The 18,744-nt window shown below is 73.5% G+C and carries 20 protein-coding genes; 14 read left to right on the top strand and 6 right to left on the bottom strand.

Going from position 1 to position 18,744, the window contains the following annotated elements:
* Window positions 1-3: 3 nt before the first annotated feature.
* On the bottom strand, window positions 4-1,635 hold the full coding sequence (locus AB0F18_RS18305; RefSeq protein ID WP_362061479.1) for an FAD-dependent monooxygenase: 1,632 nt from the start codon (window positions 1,633-1,635) through the stop codon (window positions 4-6).
* A 293-nt stretch (window positions 1,636-1,928) separates the two neighbouring features.
* Between AB0F18_RS18305 and AB0F18_RS18300 the strand changes: the two genes are divergently transcribed.
* From AB0F18_RS18300 to AB0F18_RS18250, 11 genes are all read left to right on the top strand, one after another.
* On the top strand, window positions 1,929-3,014 hold the full coding sequence (locus tag AB0F18_RS18300; RefSeq protein WP_362061476.1) for a SchA/CurD-like domain-containing protein: 1,086 nt from the start codon (window positions 1,929-1,931) through the stop codon (window positions 3,012-3,014).
* 89 nt (window positions 3,015-3,103) lie between these two features.
* The gene (locus tag AB0F18_RS18295) at window positions 3,104-3,550 is read left to right on the top strand and encodes a cupin domain-containing protein (protein WP_362061474.1); all 447 of its coding nucleotides are present in this window, start codon (window positions 3,104-3,106) and stop codon (window positions 3,548-3,550) included.
* A complete protein-coding gene (locus AB0F18_RS18290) occupies window positions 3,547-4,818 on the top strand; it encodes a beta-ketoacyl-[acyl-carrier-protein] synthase family protein (protein ID WP_362061471.1) in 1,272 nt (423 codons plus the stop codon). Before AB0F18_RS18295 ends, AB0F18_RS18290 begins: the two co-directional genes overlap by 4 nt.
* Entirely contained in the window at window positions 4,815-6,065 is a 1,251-nt protein-coding gene (locus tag AB0F18_RS18285) for a beta-ketoacyl synthase N-terminal-like domain-containing protein (RefSeq protein WP_362061468.1), read from the top strand. The genes AB0F18_RS18290 and AB0F18_RS18285 overlap by 4 nt, the downstream gene beginning before the upstream one ends.
* Window positions 6,066-6,137: 72 nt before the next feature.
* Complete coding sequence (locus AB0F18_RS18280) at window positions 6,138-6,392, top strand: acyl carrier protein (protein ID WP_362061466.1); 255 nt, start codon at window positions 6,138-6,140, stop codon at window positions 6,390-6,392.
* A gap of 1 nt (window position 6,393) precedes the next feature.
* Window positions 6,394-6,873 (top strand): SRPBCC family protein, encoded by a 480-nt coding sequence (locus AB0F18_RS18275; protein ID WP_362061463.1) that lies wholly within the window; start codon window positions 6,394-6,396, stop codon window positions 6,871-6,873.
* A 43-nt stretch (window positions 6,874-6,916) separates the two neighbouring features.
* Window positions 6,917-7,249 carry a TcmI family type II polyketide cyclase gene (locus AB0F18_RS18270; protein WP_362061460.1) on the top strand — a complete coding sequence of 111 codons (333 nt, stop codon included), beginning with the start codon at window positions 6,917-6,919 and terminating at the stop codon, window positions 7,247-7,249.
* A 351-nt stretch (window positions 7,250-7,600) separates the two neighbouring features.
* Complete coding sequence (locus tag AB0F18_RS18265) at window positions 7,601-9,661, top strand: RICIN domain-containing protein (RefSeq protein WP_362061457.1); 2,061 nt, start codon at window positions 7,601-7,603, stop codon at window positions 9,659-9,661.
* 89 nt (window positions 9,662-9,750) lie between these two features.
* Window positions 9,751-10,443, top strand: coding sequence for a hypothetical protein (locus AB0F18_RS18260; RefSeq protein WP_362061454.1), 693 nt, complete (start codon window positions 9,751-9,753; stop codon window positions 10,441-10,443).
* A 122-nt stretch (window positions 10,444-10,565) separates the two neighbouring features.
* Window positions 10,566-11,075: a DUF664 domain-containing protein gene (locus AB0F18_RS18255; RefSeq protein WP_362061451.1), complete on the top strand. Its 510-nt coding sequence runs from the start codon at window positions 10,566-10,568 to the stop codon at window positions 11,073-11,075.
* Window positions 11,076-11,185: 110 nt separating this feature from the next.
* Window positions 11,186-11,959, top strand: coding sequence for a glucose 1-dehydrogenase (locus AB0F18_RS18250; RefSeq protein WP_362061448.1), 774 nt, complete (start codon window positions 11,186-11,188; stop codon window positions 11,957-11,959).
* A 12-nt stretch (window positions 11,960-11,971) separates the two neighbouring features.
* On the opposite strand, the gene AB0F18_RS18245 is transcribed toward AB0F18_RS18250, so the two are convergent.
* Genes AB0F18_RS18245 through AB0F18_RS18235 form a run of 3 tightly spaced genes read right to left on the bottom strand, consistent with a single transcriptional unit; the run spans window position 11,972 to window position 14,708 of the window.
* Entirely contained in the window at window positions 11,972-12,802 is an 831-nt protein-coding gene (locus AB0F18_RS18245) for a hypothetical protein (RefSeq protein ID WP_362061445.1), read from the bottom strand.
* Window positions 12,799-13,452 carry a response regulator transcription factor gene (locus AB0F18_RS18240; protein WP_362061442.1) on the bottom strand — a complete coding sequence of 218 codons (654 nt, stop codon included), beginning with the start codon at window positions 13,450-13,452 and terminating at the stop codon, window positions 12,799-12,801. The genes AB0F18_RS18245 and AB0F18_RS18240 overlap by 4 nt, the downstream gene beginning before the upstream one ends.
* Window positions 13,440-14,708 carry a histidine kinase gene (locus AB0F18_RS18235; RefSeq protein WP_362061439.1) on the bottom strand — a complete coding sequence of 423 codons (1,269 nt, stop codon included), beginning with the start codon at window positions 14,706-14,708 and terminating at the stop codon, window positions 13,440-13,442. Before AB0F18_RS18235 ends, AB0F18_RS18240 begins: the two co-directional genes overlap by 13 nt.
* A 177-nt stretch (window positions 14,709-14,885) precedes the next feature.
* On the opposite strand from AB0F18_RS18235, the gene AB0F18_RS18230 reads away from it, so the two are divergent.
* Window positions 14,886-15,341, top strand: coding sequence for a hypothetical protein (locus tag AB0F18_RS18230; RefSeq protein ID WP_362061436.1), 456 nt, complete (start codon window positions 14,886-14,888; stop codon window positions 15,339-15,341).
* A gap of 29 nt (window positions 15,342-15,370) precedes the next feature.
* On the opposite strand, the gene AB0F18_RS18225 is transcribed toward AB0F18_RS18230, so the two are convergent.
* Entirely contained in the window at window positions 15,371-15,781 is a 411-nt protein-coding gene (locus tag AB0F18_RS18225; RefSeq protein WP_042815907.1) for an organic hydroperoxide resistance protein, read from the bottom strand.
* A gap of 121 nt (window positions 15,782-15,902) precedes the next feature.
* Here AB0F18_RS18225 and AB0F18_RS18220 point away from each other — a divergent pair, with 121 nt between their 5' ends.
* Window positions 15,903-16,385: a MarR family transcriptional regulator gene (locus tag AB0F18_RS18220; protein WP_362061433.1), complete on the top strand. Its 483-nt coding sequence runs from the start codon at window positions 15,903-15,905 to the stop codon at window positions 16,383-16,385.
* Between the two features lie 78 nt (window positions 16,386-16,463).
* Here the strand turns inward: AB0F18_RS18220 and AB0F18_RS18215 are convergent, their stop codons facing one another.
* Entirely contained in the window at window positions 16,464-16,928 is a 465-nt protein-coding gene (locus tag AB0F18_RS18215; protein ID WP_362061430.1) for a MarR family transcriptional regulator, read from the bottom strand.
* A 160-nt stretch (window positions 16,929-17,088) separates the two neighbouring features.
* Between AB0F18_RS18215 and AB0F18_RS18210 the strand changes: the two genes are divergently transcribed.
* Window positions 17,089-18,603, top strand: a complete 1,515-nt coding sequence (locus AB0F18_RS18210) for an MFS transporter (RefSeq protein WP_362061427.1) — start codon at window positions 17,089-17,091, stop codon at window positions 18,601-18,603.
* The last annotated feature ends 141 nt before the right edge of the window (window positions 18,604-18,744 follow it).

Below are 18,744 nucleotides of genomic sequence, written 5' to 3'. Positions count from 1 at the left end.
CGGTCAGGCGCGCCGCAGCAGCCGTGTCATCGCGTCCATGAGGGATCCGCGCGGATCGGCCGCGGCGCCCTCCGCCCGCCAGGCGACGAATCCGTCCGGGCGGACGAGGACCGCGCCGTCGGCCGGCAGTTCGTGGAGCTCCGCCCAGTCGGCGCCGTCCGGCTGGACCAGGTCGGCGTCCGGGGCGGAGCCGACGGTGTAGGCGTCCAGTTGTGCGCCCAGCTCCCGCGCGACGTGCCCGGCCGCTTCCTTCCAGGGCGTGCCCGGGGCGCTGAGCAGCACGAAGGAGGTCTCGTACAGGTCGAGCAGGGAGATCCGCTGCCCCGCCCGCATCAGCCACATGTGCGGGGCGCGGGTGCCGACGTCGCCCTTGAGGCGCATGGTCTCGGGGATGATCGGCCGGCCGGGGTCGCCGCCGAGGACGGCGCCCTTCGGGTAGCAGTAGCCCATGGCCGTGGTGAGGACCCCGCTGCCCGGGCCGCCGCCCATGGTGGGGGGCGGTACGTATCCGGGGTGGCTGTGCTCGGCCGAACGGGCGGAGGCGCGCTCGCTGGTGGCGCGGGCGACGGGGAGCCGCTCGTCCTCGTAGGTGTGCAGCAGGGCGGGGCCGGCGGAGCCGTTCAGCACGGCGGCGATCTTCCAGGCCAGGTTGTGCGCGTCCTGGATGCCGGTGTTGGAGCCGAAGGCGCCGGTCGGGGACATCTCGTGCGCCGCGTCGCCGACGACGAACACCCGGCCGACCTGGTACTGCTGGGCGACGCGCTCGGCGGCGTGCCAGGGGGCCTTGCCGCCGATCTCCACGTCCAGGTCGGGCACCCCGATGGCGTTGCGGATCTGGGCGATGCAGCGCTCCTCGGTGAAGTCCTCCAGCGTCTCGCCGGTCTCCGGGTGCCAGGGGGCGTGGAAGACCCACTGGGTCTCGTTGTCCACCGGCAGCAGGGCCCCGTCGGCGCCCGGGCGCATCAGGTAGCAGACGATGAAGCGGATGTCGCCCAGCAGCCCGGCGAGGCGCTCGGAGCGGAAGACGATGCTGACGTTGTGGAACAGCTCGCCGCTGCCTGCCTGACGGATGCCCAGGGACTCGCGGACGGGGCTGCGCGGGCCGTCGGCGGCGATCAGGTAGTCGGCGCGGACGGTGAGGTGCTCGCCGGTCTCCCGGTTCTTCACCAGGGCGCTGACCCCGTCGGCGTCCTGGTCGAAGCTCATCAGCTCGGTGGAGAAGCGCACGTCGGCGCCCTGGGCGCGGCTCTGCGCGGCCAGTACCGGCTCGATGTTGTTCTGGCTGCACAGGCACCAGCCGGTGGGGCTGAAGCGGGCGAGCGCCCCGGAGGGGTCGACGGCCTTGATGAGCCACTTGTGCTCGCCGCCGATGAGCGCCTGCGTCTGCAGGATGCCCTGGTTGGCTTCCAGGGCGGAGGCCTCCTTGCGGATGGCGGGTTCGACCTGCGCCGTCCGGAACAGTTCCATCGTGCGGGCGTTGATCCCCCGTCCGCGCGGGTGGACGGAGGTCCCGGCGTGCTTCTCGACCACCATGTGCCTGATGCCGTGGCGGCTCAGGAACAGCGAGGTGGAGAGGCCCACGAGGGAACCGCCCACGACGAGGACCGGTACGCGGACATCGGCATGCTCTTCCATCGGATGCGGGCTCCTGTTTCGTGTGGGGGCAGTGGAGGGGCAGTGGACGGCTTATGCCCCCGATCAGCCTTCTTGCCCGGGCGAGTCGCGTCTTGTCACCCGCTTGATCCGGAGATGTCGCGATCCGTACCCGGGCGGATGACGATGAGCGACAGCGGCGGCCCCTCTCGGCCGGACCGCCCGCGTCCGGTGACCGGGGGCCACGGGGCCCCGCGTTCCCGGGAAGTTGCCGCCGGATGACGCGGAGGAGCGCGTACGCGCCGGCGTCCGTGCCCTCACGAAGGAGTGAGCAGATGACAACCACCCTGTCCGAACGGGTGTCGCAGTCCGCGTTCGACGGCTCCATGCTCCGGGTCGTCCTGCTGATGGATCTCCACGAGGGCGCCCAGCAGCGGTTCTTCGAGGCCTACGAGCGGCTGCGGCACGACATCGCCTCGGTGCCCGGCCACCTGGGCGACCAGCTCTGCCAGTCCTTCGAGAACCCCTCGCAGTGGCTGATCACCAGCGAGTGGGAGAGCGCGCCGCAGTACCTCGCCTGGGTCAACAGCGAGGAGCACGCCGAACAGGTCAAGCCGCTGGGCGCCTGTGCCCGCTCGATGCGCCCGCTGAAGTTCACGGTGCTGCGCGAGACCGGCCGGCGCTACGACGCCCCGCACGTGCGGTTCGGCGCACGGCTGCAGGACGCGCCCCGGCTCGGCGAGGGCGTCGTCCGGCACGCGCTGACCTTCACGGTCAAGCCGGGCAGCGAGGGGAAGGTCGCCGAGATCCTGTCCTCGTACTCCTCCCCGGCCGCCCGCGTCGACGACCACACCCGGCTGCTGCGGACCTCCCTGTTCATGCACGGCAACCGGGTGGTGCGGGCCGTGGAGGTGCAGGGCGACCTGACGGCCGCGCTGCGGCACGTGTCGGAGCAGCCCGAGGTGCGGGCGGTGGAGCACGCCATCAACCCGTACCTGGAGCAGGACCGGGACCTGTCCGACCCGGAGTCCGCCCGGATGTTCTTCATGCGCGCGGGCCTCCCGGCCGTCCACCACGTGGAGGCGCAGGGCCCGCAGCCGGACCGGGTGACCCGGCACGCGCTGTTCTACCCGGCCAAGCCCGGCTGCGGTCCGCTCGTCGCCCGCTTCCTGGCCCGCCAGGACGAGGCGGCCGCGAAGATCCCGACCAGCCCCGTGCTGAGCAGCAGCATCTTCCAGCGGGACGACGTCGTGGTCCGCCTGCTCGACGTCACCGGGCCGGCCGACGGCCGCTTCGCGGGCGGCTTCGGGATGGGGGGCCCGCGCAAGGCGGCCGTGCTGGACCGGCTGCTGGCCGGGGCCCCGCAGGCCCCGCACCCCATGGACCTGATCACCGACCGTCGGGCTCCGGCGCAGTCCTGATCCGGACGGGCGGCGGCGCCCCATCGCGGGCGCCCGCCCCCTAGCACCCCACCCCCACCCCCACCGGCAGCCCATGGAGGAAGTCCGCCATGACCAGACATCACCCGCGCATCGTCGACCTCAGCGAGACCCAGCCCAACCGCAGGCGCGGAGGTGACCTGCGTGCCGTCCTGACCCCGACCTCGGTGGGCTCGACCAGCGGTTTCATGGGCCTGGCGGTGATGGCCCCGGGCGAGTCGATCGCCGAGCACTACCACCCGTACTCCGAGGAGTTCGTGTACGTGGTCGCCGGCACACTGGAGGTCGACCTCGACGGGGACACCCACCCGCTGCGCACCGACCAGGGGCTGCTGGTCCCGCTGAACGTGCGGCACCGGTTCCGCAACGTCGGCGACACCGAGGCCCGGATGGTCTTCCACCTCGGCCCGCTCGCCCCGCGCCCCGAGCTCGGGCACGTGGACACCGAGGAGGCCCCGAACCCGGACGCCACCGCCTGGGCGGAGCGTCCGCCGGAGCGCACGGGAGCGGTCTCGTGAGCCGCCGGCGGGTGGCCGTCACGGGGGTGGGGGTGGTCGCCCCCGGCGGCATCGGCGCCCCCGCCTTCTGGGACCTGCTGTCCAACGGCCGTACGGCGACCAGGGGCATCACCCTCTTCGACCCGGACGGGTTCCGCTCCCGGATAGCCGCCGAGGTCGACTTCGACCCCTCCGAGCACGGCTTCACCGAGGACGAGGCGGCGCGGTCGGACCGGTACATCCAGTTCGCCCTGGTCGCCGCCCGCGAGGCGATGGCCGACTCCGGCCTGGACCTCGACGGCGAGAGCGTCTGGCGCACCGGCGTCTCGCTGGGCACGGCGGTCGGCGGCACCACCCGGCTGGAGCACGACTACGTGGACGTCAGCCAGCGGGGCGCGTGGTGGGACGTGGACCACCGCCTCTCCTCCCCCTTCCTGCACCGGGCCTTCACCCCGGCCACCCTCGCCTCGGCGGTGGCGGAGCAGACCGGTGCGCGCGGCCCCGTCCAGACCGTGTCCACCGGCTGCACCTCCGGGCTCGACGCCGTCGGGTACGCGGTGCACGCCATCCAGGAGGGCCGGATGGACGTCTGCATCGCGGGCGCCTCCGACTCCCCCGTCTCCCCGATCACCGTGGCCTGCTTCGACGCCATCAAGGCGACCTCGGCGAACAACGAGGACCCGGCGCACGCCTCCCGGCCCTTCGACGCCGACCGGGACGGCTTCGTCCTCGGCGAGGGCGGGGCGGTCCTGGTGCTGGAGGAGCTGGAGCGGGCGCGGGCCCGCGGCGCGCGGATCTACTGCGAGATCGGCGGCTACGCCACCTTCGGCAACGCCCACCACATGACCGGGCTGACCACCGAGGGCCTGGAGATGGCCCGGGCGATCGAGACGGCCCTGGCCCAGGCCCGGGTCGACGCCCGGGAGATCGACTACGTCAACGCGCACGGCTCCGGCACCAAGCAGAACGACCGCCACGAAACGGCGGCCGTGAAGCGGGTGCTCGGGGAGCACGCGTACAGGACGCCGATGACCTCCATCAAATCCATGGTGGGGCACTCGCTCGGCGCCATCGGGGCGATCGAACTCGCGGCCTGCGTCCTGGCGATGACCCATCACGTGGTGCCGCCGACGGCGAACTACGAGACCCCCGACCCGGAATGCGACCTGGACTACGTGCCGCGCACCGCCCGCGGGCGCACCCTGCGCAACGTGCTGTCGGTGGGGAGCGGCTTCGGCGGCTTCCAGTCCGCCGTGGTCCTGACCCAGCCCAAGGAGGTACGCGCGTGAAAAGCGGTACTGCGGGCCCCGTGGCGGCCATCACCGGTATCGGGGTGGTCGCGCCGAACGGGATCGGCGCGGACGCCTTCTGGAAGGCGACCCAGGCCGGCGACAGCGTCCTGGACCGGGTGACCCGGCAGGGGTGCGAGCACCTTCCGGTGCGGGTGGCGGGCGAGGTACGGGGCTTCGACCCGGGCTCGCTGGTGGAGGAGAAGTTCCTCGTCCAGACGGACCGCTTCAGCCACTACGCCCTGGCCGCGGCCGATCTCGCGCTGGAGCACGCCCGGCTGGGCCGCGCCGACTACGAGGACGACCCGTACGCGGTGGGCGTGGTGACGGCTGCGGGCTCGGGCGGAGGCGAGTTCGGGCAGCGGGAGCTGCAGCGGCTGTGGGGGCAGGGCCCCCGCTTCGTCGGCCCGTACCAGTCGATCGCCTGGTTCTACGCGGCCAGCACCGGCCAGATCTCGATCCGGCGCGGGTTCAAGGGCCCGTGCGGGGTGGTGGCGAGCGACGAGGCGGGTGGGCTGGACGCCTTCGCGCACGCCGTCCGGGCGATCCGGCAGGGCAGCCTGGCGATGCTCGTCGGTGCGACCGAGGCCCCGCTCGCGCCCTACTCGGTGGTCTGCCAGGTGGGGTACGAGGGGCTGAGCACCGGGGAGGACCCGGAGCGCGCCTACCGGCCCTTCACGGCGAAGGCCTGCGGGTTCGTCCCGGCCGAGGGCGGGGCGATGTTCACCGTCGAGGACACGGCCCAGGCCGTGCGGCGGGGCGCGCCCGTACGGGCCCTGCTGGCCGGGCACGCCGCGACCTTCACCCCGCCGGGGCGGCCGCGGGACTCCGACGGGCTGGCGCACGCGATCCGCGGCGCCCTGCGGGAGGCGGGCTGCGCGCCGGAGGAGGTGGACGTGGTCTTCGCGGACGCCCTGGGCACGCCCGAGGCGGACGCGGCCGAGGCGGCGGCGCTGCGGGAGGCGCTCGGCGCGTACGGGGCGAAGGTGCCGGTGACGGCGCCCAAGACCGGTACGGGGCGGGCGTACTGCGCGGCCGGCACCCTCGACGCGGCGGCCGCCGTCCTGGCGCTGGAGCACGGCGTCGTACCGCCCACGCCGAACGTCTTCGACGTCTGCCACGACCTCGACGTGGTCACCGGCGGCGCCCGCTTCGCCCCCCTGCGGACCGCGCTCGTCCTGAGCCGCGGCCGGATGGGGTCGAACGCGGCACTCGTCCTGCGCAAGGGACCCGAGTCCGGCGCGTAGGGATCCGTATCCCGTTCGTCAGGGCCGCGCGGGCGACCGGCCGGCCCCCGGAAGCAGGAAAGAGAGAGCACGATGTCCGACCGACTGACCATGGAAGAGCTGGCGACCCTCATGAAGGGTGCCGGCATCACCGTCGACCCCGCCGAGATGGCGAGCCGTCCGGACTCGCGGTTCGACGACTACGGCCTCGACTCGCTGGGCCTGCTCGGCATCGTGGGCGAGCTGGAGAACCGGCGGGGCCGGCCGCTGCCCACGGACGCCGACCGCTGCAAGAGCCCGCACGAGTTCGTCGACCTCGTCAACAACAGCCTCATGACAGGAGCCTGAGATGGCCGGCCACACCGAAAACGAGATCACCGTCAAGGCGCCCGTGGACGTCGTCTGGGACGTCACGAACGACCTGCCGAACTGGCCCGAGCTGTTCAGCGAGTACGCGTCGATCGAGATCCTGGAGCAGGCCGGGAACACCACGCGGTTCCGCCTCGCCATGCATCCGGACGAGAACGGCGTGGTGTGGAGCTGGGTCTCGGAGCGGACCATGGACCGCGCGGGGCTCACGGTGAAGGCGCGCCGGGTGGAGACCGGCCCGTTCGCGCACATGAACATCCACTGGGAGTACGGCGAGGTGCCGGGCGGCACCCGGATGCGGTGGGTCCAGGACTTCGCGATGAAGCCGGACGCGCCGATCGACGACGCGGGGATGACCGACCGCATCAACCACAACTCCAAGATCCAGATGGAGCTGATCCGGGACAAGATCGAGCGCGCGCACCGGGCGAAGGCCAAGTCCCCGGCGGGCCGCCGCTGAACCGCCCGGCCTTCCTTCCCCGCCCTATCTGAAAGGCGACCCGATGCACCAAGCCCTCATCGTGGCCCGGATGGCACCCGGTTCCGCGCCCGACATCGCCGGTCTGTTCGCCGCCTCTGACGCGGGCGAGCTGCCGCACCTGGTCGGGGTCCGGCGCCGCAGCCTCTTCCAGTTCGGGGAGGTGTACATGCACCTGGTCGAGTGCGACACCGACCCCGGGCCGGCCATCGCCAAGGTCGTCGGCCACCCGGAGTTCCGCGATCTGAGCGACCGGCTCCAGGCGTACGTCAGCCCGCACGACCCGAAGACCTGGAGGAGCCCCGCGGACGCGATGGCCCAGCGGTTCTACCTCTGGGAACGGGACGCCGCCCGGTAGTCCGTACGGGTGCCCAAGCCGGTGGCGCACCGCCGGGCGGCCTGGGCACCCACGGCCAGTAACGGGGGGAATTCGGCAGGTAGTTTTTGAATGAATACCTGACTGAATTGCCGTCAACAAGGATTCACCCCTTATCTCGATTTGATAACGACCGCGCGCCAAAGGCCTGGACCTTTGGCGCGCGACGCGCGTAACTGGCCTTTTTTTCAAGGAAATTGACAGTTCATCAAATCCGGCCGGAAGGTAACGGATAGATTTCTCGGGCCCGGCTCCCGTTTGTCCGAATTCTCCACGGCGCTCGTCTGGCACGCTTCTGCGCACCCACTCACCTGATCTGGACTTGAGGTGCGCATGACAGCACGACCCTCTGGCCGGCGCCGCCGGACCGACCAGCGGCGCACACCGCGAAAACTGATACTCCTGACCGCCGCAGCGGCGTCGGCGGCGCTGCTCGCGGGCGGTCTCGCCTACTCCCGCCTCGGCCCCGACGCCGAGGCGACCACGATCGCGGCGGCCGGAGCACCGGCCGCCGCCGCCGAACCGGCCGCCGCACCGGCCCGGGACGAGGAACCGGCCCCGCTCGCGAAGAAGCCCGCGAACGAGGACGCCAAGGGCATGGTCTACGACGGCCTCGACACCGCCCCCAAGGGCGACCGATGCGCCGGCGTCTACCGCACGCAGGGCGGCCTCTGCACGCACGGCCCCGACGCCCCGCCGAAGGGCGTCGACATCAAGGCCGACGTCGAACCCGTCGTCAAGGCCAAGGCCGCGGCGGCCGATCCCGCCGCCCCCGCCTCCGCCGACCCGGCCGCCACGGAAGGCGGCGGGCGTCCTCAGGACGCGCCCGCCGCCGACGCCCGCACCGCGGCCTCGAGCGCGAAGGCCCCCGCCCCGCCGTCCGGCGGCCAGGCGGTCGCCACCGGCCCGGCCGGACAGACCGTCCAGTGCGACGGCGACGGCAGCACCGGCAACCGCGTCCAGGTCGTGTACGCGCACGGCCCCGGCCGCGACCGGTACGCCGAGTACGTGGCCTCGTTCCGCAAGTGGGCCGTCGACGCCGACATGATCTACGCGGCCAGCGCCAAGGAGACCGGCGGCATCCGCCACATCCGCTACGTGACGGCCGCCGACTGCACCCCGTCGGTGCTCAACATCGAGCTCCCGGACTCCGCGCTCGCCGAGTTCAGCGCCACCAACAACGCGCTGGCCGGCAAGGGGCTGAACCGCCGCGACCGCAAGTACATGATCTTCTCGGACACCCAGGTCTACTGCGGCATCGGCACCTTCAACGGCGACGAGCGCCACAGCCAGGACAACCTGAGCAACTTCGGCCCGTCCTACGGCCGTACCGACTCCGGCTGCTGGGGCGGCCACACCGCCGCGCACGAACTCGGCCACAACCTGGGCGCGGTCAACAACAGCGCGCCCAACACCAGCCGCGGCGCGCACTGTACGGACGAGTACGACGTCATGTGCTACTCGGACACGCCGTACTACCCGCAGATGCGCTACGTCTGCAACAACCAGGCGAAGGAGAACATCCTCGACTGCAACCACGACGACTACTTCCACACCAGCCCCCAGGCCGGCAGCTACCTCTCCACGCACTGGAACATCGCCGACAACCAGTTCCTGATGCGCACCGAGGGCGGGGACGGCACCGACCCGAACCCGAACCCCTCCCCGAAGCCGACCCCGTCCCCCACCAAGAAGCCCTCGGGGGCCCCGGCGGTGACGGCGGGTCAGATCCAGTCGGACTCGGTGGTGCTGAGCTGGCCCAAGGCCGAGGGCGCCACCTGGTACCAGGTGCTGCTGAACGACAAGCACCTGACCTGGGTCCAGTCCACCTCCCTGCGCGTCTACAACCTCCGCCCCGGCACCGCGTACACGGCCGCCGTCTCGGTCCGCGACGCCTCCGGCCGTGACAGCGGTCCCGGCAAGGCCGCCTCCTTCCGCACGGCCGACTCCGGCGGCGGGACCACCACCACCCCGGGCACCCGCTACGTGCTCGGCAACGGCAGCAGCGGCATGGCCGCCGAGCTGTGGGGCGGCCGCACCGCCGACGGGACCGTCCTCGTCGCCGGCCGGTCCAACGGCTACGCGCAGCAGCAGTGGTACTTCGACGACGCCGGCAACGGCCTCGTGCGGATCCGCTCGGCGGTCTCCGGCAAGTGCCTCCAGCCCGGCGGCGCCCCGGCCGCGGGGATGTGGATCGCCCAGCAGCCCTGCGGCGGCTCGGCCGCCCAGCAGTGGAAGGTCTCCTCGCGCGACGGCGCGGTGACCGTCTCCGACCCGAGCGGCGGCTTCGCCCTCGCGGTGAGCAACCGGCCCTACTACGGGGACTGGCTGCTCGAACTCCAGCGCGCGGACGGCCGTCCGGCGCAGGTCTGGACGGCCCGCAAGGCCGCCTGACCCCTGATGACCGGCGGGCGGCCCTACTCCCCTAGGGCCGCCCGCCGCCTTCGTCCGCCCCTCCCGCACTCCGCCTCATCTGGAGCACCGTGAGCACTCCGAGCACCGCGCCGGACCGCATCCGACGCGCCTGGCTGCCGCCCCTGTCCGCGCCGGCCCTCACCGCACTGGCCCTGACCGCCGTCGCCGTCGTCGTCACGGCCGGGCCCGCCCAGGCCCACGGCGACACCCTGAACGTGGTGATCACCGGTCAGCGGGCCGGACACGTCACCGCAGACGTCACCTGGGAGAACGACGGGGACGCCGTCGAGGAGGCCGTGGCCGCCACCGTGAACGCCGTCAGCCCCGACGGCACCCGTACGCAGGGCCCCTGGAAGCTGGTGCGCGACCCCGGCCGCGCCGCGGGCTGGACCACGGCCGAGACGCTTCCGCCCGGAACCTGGACGGTGACCATCGAGGCGGGCTTCCCCTCCCTCGGGCACGCCCACAAGGAGGTCGGCGTCCCGGTGTCGGACCCGCCGGTGTCGGCCGCCTCCCCGGGACCGGCCTCCCCGGGACCGGCCTCGCCCGCACCGGCCTCCCCCGCGCCGGCCTCGCCCACGCCCCCGGCCGTCGACGCGGCGGCCCCGCCCGCCTCCTCCGTCCCGCCCGCCTCCTCCGCCTCGGCCGACCCGGCCCCGGGCGGCGCGAACACCGGCTGGTGGACCACCGCCGGGGTGGCCGGGATCGCCCAGCTGGGCGCGGCCGCCGGGATCCTCCTGCGCCGCGCCCGCCGCCGCTGACGGAGTGTCGCCCCGCCCCGCCGGGCGGGGCCCTGCATGGTGGTTCCCGGCAGCGGCGGCGGGCCGCTGCGGACCACGGCTGGGGACTACGGCTGCGCGCTGCGGCCGGGGACGGACGGCGGATGAAGGCCACGGAGGTACTCGCGGACGGCTTCGGGAGGATCCGGGAGGCGGTCCACGAGGCCCTGGACGGACTCGGGGCCGAGGAGCTCAACGCCCGGCCGGACCCGGAGGCCAACTCGATCGCCTGGCTGGTGTGGCACCTGACGCGCATCCAGGACGACCACGTGGCCGGCGTCGCCGGGCAGGAGCAGGTCTGGCAGTCCGCCGGCTGGGCCGGCCGCTTCGCCCTGCCCCTGCCCGTCGAGGACCACGGCTACGGTCACACCGCCCGGCAGGCCGGCACGGTCCGCGTCGACTCGGCGGACCTGCTCCTGGGGTACTACGACGCCGTGCACGAGCAGTCCCTGCGCTTCGTCCGCGGCCTGGCCGCGGGCGACCTGGAGCGGATCGTCGACGAGCGCTGGGACCCGCCGGTCACCCTGGGGGTACGCCTCGTCAGCGTCCTGGCCGACGACCTCCAGCACGCGGGCCAGGCGGCGTACGTACGGGGGCTGCTGGAGCGACGCTGAATCGGGGGGCGCCTCCCATCCGATCCATATTTCGGAAAACAATTTCCACCATGCGATAGGTTGGCGCCGGTGCGCTCCGGCACCGCAGACCGACAGCTGGAGGAAAGAAGATGAGTGAGAGTCGCGTGGCCCTGGTCACCGGTTCCTCGTCGGGGATCGGCGCGGCCGTCGCCGAGCGGCTGGCCGCCGAGGGGTTCCGCCTGGTCGTCAACTCCGCCCGCAGCGCGGAGGCGGGCAAGGACCTCGCGGCGCGGCTCCCGGAGGCGGGCAAGGACCTCGCGGCGCGGCTCCCGGAGGCGGTGTACGTCCAGGGGGACGTCGCCGACGCCGGGGACGCGCGGCGCATCGTCCAGGCCGCGATCGACACCTTCGGGCGGCTGGACGTCCTGGTCAACAACGCGGGCGTCACCCGTTTCATCCCGCTCGACGACCTGGAGGCCGCGGACGCGGGGGCGTGGCGGGAGATCTTCGACGTGAACGTGGTCGGGGCCTGGCAGATGATCACCGCGGCCGTCCCGCACCTGCGGAAGTCCGGTGCGGGATCCGTCGTCAACATCTCCTCGGTGTCCGCCACCCGGGCCCTGGGGAGCTCGGTCCCCTACGCCGTGAGCAAGGCCGCCGTCAACCACATGACCCGGCTGCTGGCCTCGCAGCTCGGCCCGTCGGTCCGCGTCAACGCGGTGGCGCCCGGGCTGATCGACACGCCCTGGTACGAGGGGGCCGAGGAGGTCTGGGAGAGCTCCCGCGAGTGGATCACCGAGAACACCCCGCTGCGCCGGGTGGGCACCCCGCAGGACGTCGCGGAGGCCACGCTGTACCTGGTGAACGCCGCCTACACCACGGGGGACGTGCTCACGGTCGACGGCGGACGGCACATCGTCTGAGTCCCGTCCGGGTCAGGGGGCGTAGGTGCGGTAGCCCGCGCTCGCGTGGCCGGCCTCCGCCGCCAGGTCCAGGGTGCGGGTGGCGGAGGGGTCGCGCAGGGCGTCCTCGGCCTCGCAACGGCCCATGCCCGCCCGGCAGGTGACCCGGTAGCGGGTGGCCGTGGGGAGGGTGATCTCCAGGCGGCCGGCGCCGACGCGGCCGGTGACCCGGTCCGGCGGGGCCGCGAAGCCCACTCGCGCGTGGCCGGAGTCCGCGCGGACGTCGGCCTGCGGGGCGGCGAGTCCGGTGGCGCGCAGGGTGCCGGAGCCGATCCGCGCCCGGACCGGGCCGCGCAGATCGGCCAGGACCAGGGTGCCCGACCCCACGTCGGCGTCGACGGTCCCGGCGAGGCCGCTGACGGTGACCCGGCCGGAGCCGCCGGAGACCTTCACCGGGATCCCGGTGGGGACGGTCACCGCGAGCCGGACCGAGCAGCCGGCGCCGCCGGTGACCCCGATGCCGTCGCCGGGGCAGCGCGGGGTCAGCCTCAGGGTGTCGCCGAGCCAGCTCTCCTCGATCTCCGGCTCCCGGAAGGACCAGGTCAGGTCCGCCCGGTAGCCGACCTCCCGGTCCCCGCGCGGGGTGACGGTCACGTTCGCCCCGCCGCCGTCGACCTCCAGGGCGTTGACCGTCCGCCCGGCGCTGGTCCCGGTCACCGTACGGGTCCGTGCCCCGACGTCCGTCCCCACCTGCCAGCCCGCCGCCGCCAGGACGAGGACGGAGCTCAGCGCCGCGGCCGTGTACCAGGCGAGGCGCGCGCGGCGCCGGGCGGGCCCGGCCTGCGGGGCGGCGGGGCGGTTCACGAGGCCCCGTCCAGGAACCGCAGGACCGCGAGGACGCGCCGGTGGGCCTCGGCGGCCGGGGGCAGGTCGAGCTTGGCGAAGATGTTGTTGATGTGCTTGGCCACCGCGCTCTCGCTGACCACGAGTCCCTCCGCGATGCCCGCGTTGGAACGGCCCTCCGCCATGAGGGCGAGGACCTCGCGCTCGCGCGGGGTGAGGCGTTCGAGGGGGTCCGGGCCACCGCGGCGCAGCAGCAGCTGGGACACCACCTGCGGGTCGAGGGCGGTGCCGCCTGCCGCGACGCGGCGCAGGGCGTCGATGAACTCCTCGACGTCGGCGACGCGCTGCTTGAGCAGGTAGCCGATGCCGGATCCGTTCTGCGAGGACAGCAGGTCGGCCGCGTAGCGCTCCTCGACGTACTGGGAGAGCAGCAGCACGGCGGTGCCCGGGCTCTGACTGCGGATCATCAGGGCGGCCCGGACGCCCTCGTCGGTGAAGCCGGGCGGCATCCGGACGTCGACGAGCGCGAGGTCGGGCCGGTGCTCCTCGACGGCGGCGAGCAGCCCCTCGGCGTCGCCGGTCTCGGCGGCCACCTCGAATCCGGCCATTTCCAGGACTTTGACAAGACCTATGCGCAGGAGGACGGAGTCCTCGGCGATCACAGCCCGCACGGCAGCTCCACGGTGACGACGGTCGGGCCCCCGAGGGGGCTGTTGATCAGAATGGTTCCGTCGACCGACCCTACGCGTTTGCGCAGGCCGGTCAGGCCGGTGCCGCCCGCCGGGTCGGCGCCGCCGACCCCGTCGTCGGTGACGACGACGCGCAGCAGGTCGCCGCGGCGTCCGCCCGGGACCCGGGCGACGGTGACCGAACAGCGGCGGGCGCGGGCGTGCTTGGCGACGTTGGCGAGGGCCTCGGAGACGACGAAGTAGGCGACGGCCTCGATGGTGGGGCCGGGCCGTTCGGGGAGGTCCACGGTGAGTTCGACGGGCAGTGGTGCGCGGGCGGCGATCCCGGAGAGCGCGGCGTCGAGGCCCCGGTCCTCCAGCACGGCCGGGTGCAGGCCCCGTACCAGGTTGCTGAGTTCCTCGATGGCCTCCTTGGCCTCGCGGTGGGCCTCGTCGATGACCGCCTTGGCCTCGGGCGGGAGGTCGGTGAGGGTGGCGCGGGCGATGCCGAGGTTCATGGCGAGGGAGACCAGGCGCTGCTGGGCGCCGTCGTGCAGGTCGCGTTCGATGCGGCGGCGTTCGATGTCGGCGGCGTCCAGCACCCCGGCCCGGCTCTCGGCGAGGTCCTCGACGCGCTGCTGGAGTTCGCGGGCCCGGTTGGGGCCGAGGAGGGAGGCGGCGGCGAAGGCGTCGAGGCGGGTCAGGGCCGCGGCCATCCAGGGTGCGGCGAGCAGCATGAGGACGCCGCCGGAGGTGAGGAGGTCGTACTCGCGGGTCCAGCCGGGAGCGGGGAGTTCGCCGTCGGAGGGGATCAGCCAGACCCAGGCGTAGGCGGAGGCGCCGGCCAGGCCGCCGGCCCAGGTGAGGACCAGCGCGGCGGCGCCGAGGGCGGCGAGCGGGCTGACGGCGAGGTGGTAGGCGTACTGGCGCCAGGTCGCCTCGGAGCGCAGCCGTTCGGCCAGCCCGTGCGGGGTCCACCAGGGGCGGGCGCGGACGACGGGCGGCACGTCGAGGTCGAGCAGTGCCCGGAAGCGGCTGCGCTGAAGTCCCGTCAGCAGCGGGCAGAGCAGTACGGAGAGGAGCAGGGGCAGGCCGCTGCGCCCGGGGGCCGCGGTCAGCAGGAGGAAGCCGGTGGCCAGGGGCAGCGCGGGCGGGATCGCCGCGGTGCTGAAGGCGGTGTGGCGCCAGGCCCAGGCCGACCACGGGGCGTGCGCCGCGATCCAGGTGTACGAACGCTTCAGCGCGCCCCAAGTTGCCATACCCGTACGGTAATCGCACTGGTCAGGGGGGAGGCCACCACCCTGGTGCCCGGTGGGGGGTGTAGCTGGCACCACCCCCGGTTGGGACGGTGGAGCTACTGATCTTGGCGGCGGGCGCGGACAGAGTGGTGGTGTGCCCGGCGGACGGACCGCCGGCCCGGAAGGAGAACCCCAGCCATGGCCATCGCCGCCCCGCAGTTCCAGGCCCGCCGCCGCACCGCCGCCCTGCGTACGCCGGCCGGCCGGATCCGGGCCGGGCGGACGGGCCGGCGCCCCCCGCGGCTCTCGACGGTGTTCACCGGGTGCGGGATGGCGCTGCTGCCGTGGATGGTGGTGGTGGCGAAGACGGTGCCGCAGACGGCCGAGGTGTCGAACTGGTCCGCCGCCTGGATAGGCCTCGACGCGATGCTGGCCGCCGGGCTGACCGGGACGGGCCTGCTGCTGCGCAAGGGGGATCCGCGGGTGGCGCCGGTGGCGGCGGCGACGGCGGCGCTGCTGGCGATGGACGCCTGGTTCGACGTCACGACCTCGGCGGGCACGGGCGGCCAGGGCCTGGCGCTGCTGCTGGCGGCCGGGGCGGAACTGCCGCTGGCGGTGGCCTGCGCGGTGGTGGCCGCGCGGCGCACCGCCTGAGCGACGGGGACCGCCGCCGCGGGACCCGACTACTCGATGACGAGCTCGACGGGGATGTTGCCGCGGGTGGCCTTGGAGTACGGGCACACCTCGTGCGCCTGCTTGACGAGCAGGGCGCCGGTCTCCCCCTCCAGGGACTCGGGCAGCTCGATGCGCAGGGTCACGGCGAGGCCGAAGCCGCTCGCGTCCTGGCCGATCGAGGTCTCCGCGGTGACGGAGATGTCGCCGGTGTCCACCTTGGCCTGGCGGCCGACGAGGCCCAGCGCGCTGGCGAAGCAGGCGGCGTAGCCCGCGGCGAAGAGCTGCTCGGGGTTGGTGCCCTGACCGTTGCCGCCGAGCGCCGGGGGCATGGCGAGCGCGAGGTCGATCTGTCCGTCGGAGCTGACGGCGCGGCCCTCGCGGCCGTTGGCGGTGGCGACGGCGGTGTACAGCGCGTCCATCGGGAGGTCCTTTCAGAGGGGCGGGGCGGCCGGTGGCCGACCCTCGACCACAACTAGAGCACACAATTCAATTGTGCACAACTCAATGGCTTGCAAGTCGGGCTCGGGTAGACTGGCGCCCATGACCGAGCAGCCCGGCGACACCCTCCGCGACCAGGACTTCCTCCGCCTCGACGGGCAGATCTGCTTCGCGCTCGGCGCCGCGAACCGTGCCTTCGGCGGGCTCTACCGGGTCATCCTGAAGGACCTGGAGCTGACCTACCCCCAGTACCTGGTGATGCTGGTGCTCTGGGAGCACGGGACCATGCCGGTCAAGCAGCTGGGACAACACCTGCGGCTCGACTCCGGCACCCTCTCCCCGCTGCTCAAGCGCCTGGAGGCGGCCGGTCTGATCCGCCGCGAGCGCAGCACCGAGGACGAGCGGTCCGTGCACGCGGTGCTCACGGAGCAGGGCGCGGCCCTGCGGGAGCGCGCGGTGGAGGTGCCGCGCCGGATCGCGCGGGCCACCGGGTTCGAGCTGGCCGAGATCCGCGAGCTCCAGGAGCGCCTGGGCCGGCTGACGGCCGCCCTCGACGCCGCCGTGGACTCCGTCGCACAGGACTGATCACAGGCTCCGCCGCGCGGGCCTGATCACGGGCTCCGCCGCGCGGGCCTGATCACGGGCTCCGCCGCGCGGGGCCGGTCACGCGGCGCCGGCGGCCTCAGGCTCCGGCCGGCGCTCCATGGCCGGGCGCAGGCGTTCCAGCAGGGCGTAGAGGGTCGCCCCCTCCGCCTCCTCCAGCGTGTCCAGCGCGCCGTGCGTGGCCTGCATCTCCTCGCGCACCCGGCGCATGGTCTCGCGGCCCTCGTCGGTCGCCACCACGTTCTTGACCCGGCGGTCCCTGGGCTCGGGCTCGCGCCGCACCAGCCCGCGCGCCTCCAGCCGGTCCACGATGCCCGTGACGTTCGAGGCGTCACAGGCCAGCAGCGAGGCCAGGCCGCGCATGGGCACCGGGCCGTCCAGCTGCGCCAGGACCTTGGCCTGCGTGGAGGTCAGCCCGTAGCGGGCGGCCGCGGAGGCGAAATCCCGCCACTGGGCGGTGCCGATGGCGGCGAGCAGTTCCAGCAGCTGGAGCTTGGTGGGGCGGTGCGGTGCGGTGGCGCTCATGGCTCGAACCCTACTGGAGGATCGTTGACATTATCAACCTTTTACTTGACCACCTTAACTATCTCTGGCTACCTTCTTCGAAGTACTTGATGACATAAAACATCTGCGTCCTTAAGCACTCTGACGCACGACTCCGAAGCACTGAGAAGGTCCCGCCGCCATGAGCTCCGCCGCATCCGCCCCCGCAGAAGGCAGGAACAGGAACGAGACGGTCATCGTCTTCGCCCTGAGCCTCGCCGCCATGGTCGTGTCGATGATGCAGACCCTGCCCGTCCCGATCCTGGGCCTGATCCGCAACGACCTCGGCACCTCCACCGCCAACGTCAGCTGGGTGACCACCGCCACCCTGCTGTCCGCCGCCGTCTTCACCCCGCTGCTCGGCCGCTTCGGCGACCAGCACGGCAAGAAGCCCACCCTGGTGGCCGTCCTCGGCGTCATGGTCGCGGGATCCGTCGTCGCCGCGCTCGCGAGCTCGCTGCCGCTGCTGATCCTGGGCCGGGTGCTCCAGGGCGCCGCCACCGCGATCTTCCCGCTGGCCCTGTCGGTGCTGCGCGAGGAGGTCCGCCCGCAGAAGCTCCCCGGCGCGATGGCCCTGGTCAGCGGCACACTCGCGTTCGGCAGCGGCCTGGCGCTGGTCGCCACCGGCCTGCTGACCTCCGGCGCGGACGCCGACTACCGCAACGCCTTCTGGATGGCGACCGGCTTCGCCGCGCTGGCCCTGCTCGCCGTCGCCTTCCTGGTCCCGGCGACCCGTCACAAGACCGGCGGCCGCACCGACTTCCTCGGCGCGCTCACCCTGGGCATCGCCCTGCTGCTGCTCCTGCTGCCCATCTCCCAGGGCCACGAGTGGGGCTGGACCTCCGGCCGCACCCTGGGCAGCTTCGCCGGCGCCGCCGTCATGACCGCCGTGTGGGTGCTGGTCGAGCGCAAGGTCGCCGAGCCGCTCGTCGACATGAAGATGTTCGTGCACCGCCCGGTGCTGATGGCCAACCTGGCCGGCATCCTCGTCGGGTTCGGCATGTTCGCGAACTTCCTCGGCGTCTCCTACCTCGTCCAGATGCCGGAGAAGCTCACCGGCTACGGCTTCGACGCCTCCATCCTGCGCGCCTCCGTCCAGTTCCTGCTGCCCGGCGCGATCGTCTCCCTGCTCGCCTCCCCCGTCGGCGGCCAGCTGGTGCGCCACCGCGGGCCGCGCCTGGCGCTCGCCGTCGCCGCCGCGCTCGGCGCCGCCGGCTTCGCATGGCTGGCTGTCGACCACGGCCACACCGCCTCGGTCATCGGCGCGGGCGTCGTCGTCGGCGCGGCCGTCAGCTTCGGCTACGCGGCCATGCCCGCCGTGATCATGTCGAGCGTCCCGCACCACCAGAGCGGCATCGCCAACGGCATCAACTCCATCTCCCGCTCCACCGGCAGCGCGATCGGCAGCGCCATCGTCACCACGATCCTGGCGTCGAAGACCATCGAGCACCTCCCCCAGGGCGTCCCGCCCCTGCCGGCCGAGTCCGGATTCACCCTCACCTTCGGGATCGGGGCCGCCGCGTTCGCGCTGGTCGCCGTCATCAGCTGGCTGGGGCTGCGCACCGGCCACGGCCCGCGCGTCGTCCAGGCGGCCACCCCGGCCACCTCCACGGACGCCGCGCCGGAGAAGGCCGCGGACACCGCCGCCGCCCGCTGATCCCCGTACGCACCCCGTACACACACCCCGCCGCGGGCCCCCGGGGCCCCGCCGCGGGGGCGCGGGGGGTTAGGGCCCGCGGCCCCCCCCCCACCCGCGGGGGGTCGGGGGGGGGGGAGGAGGACCCCAAAACGCCCCCCC

Source organism: Streptomyces sp. NPDC029216, from assembly GCF_040648015.1.
Classification (GTDB): Bacteria; Actinomycetota; Actinomycetes; order Streptomycetales; family Streptomycetaceae; genus Streptomyces.
This window is presented reverse-complemented; position numbering and strand designations above follow the sequence as displayed.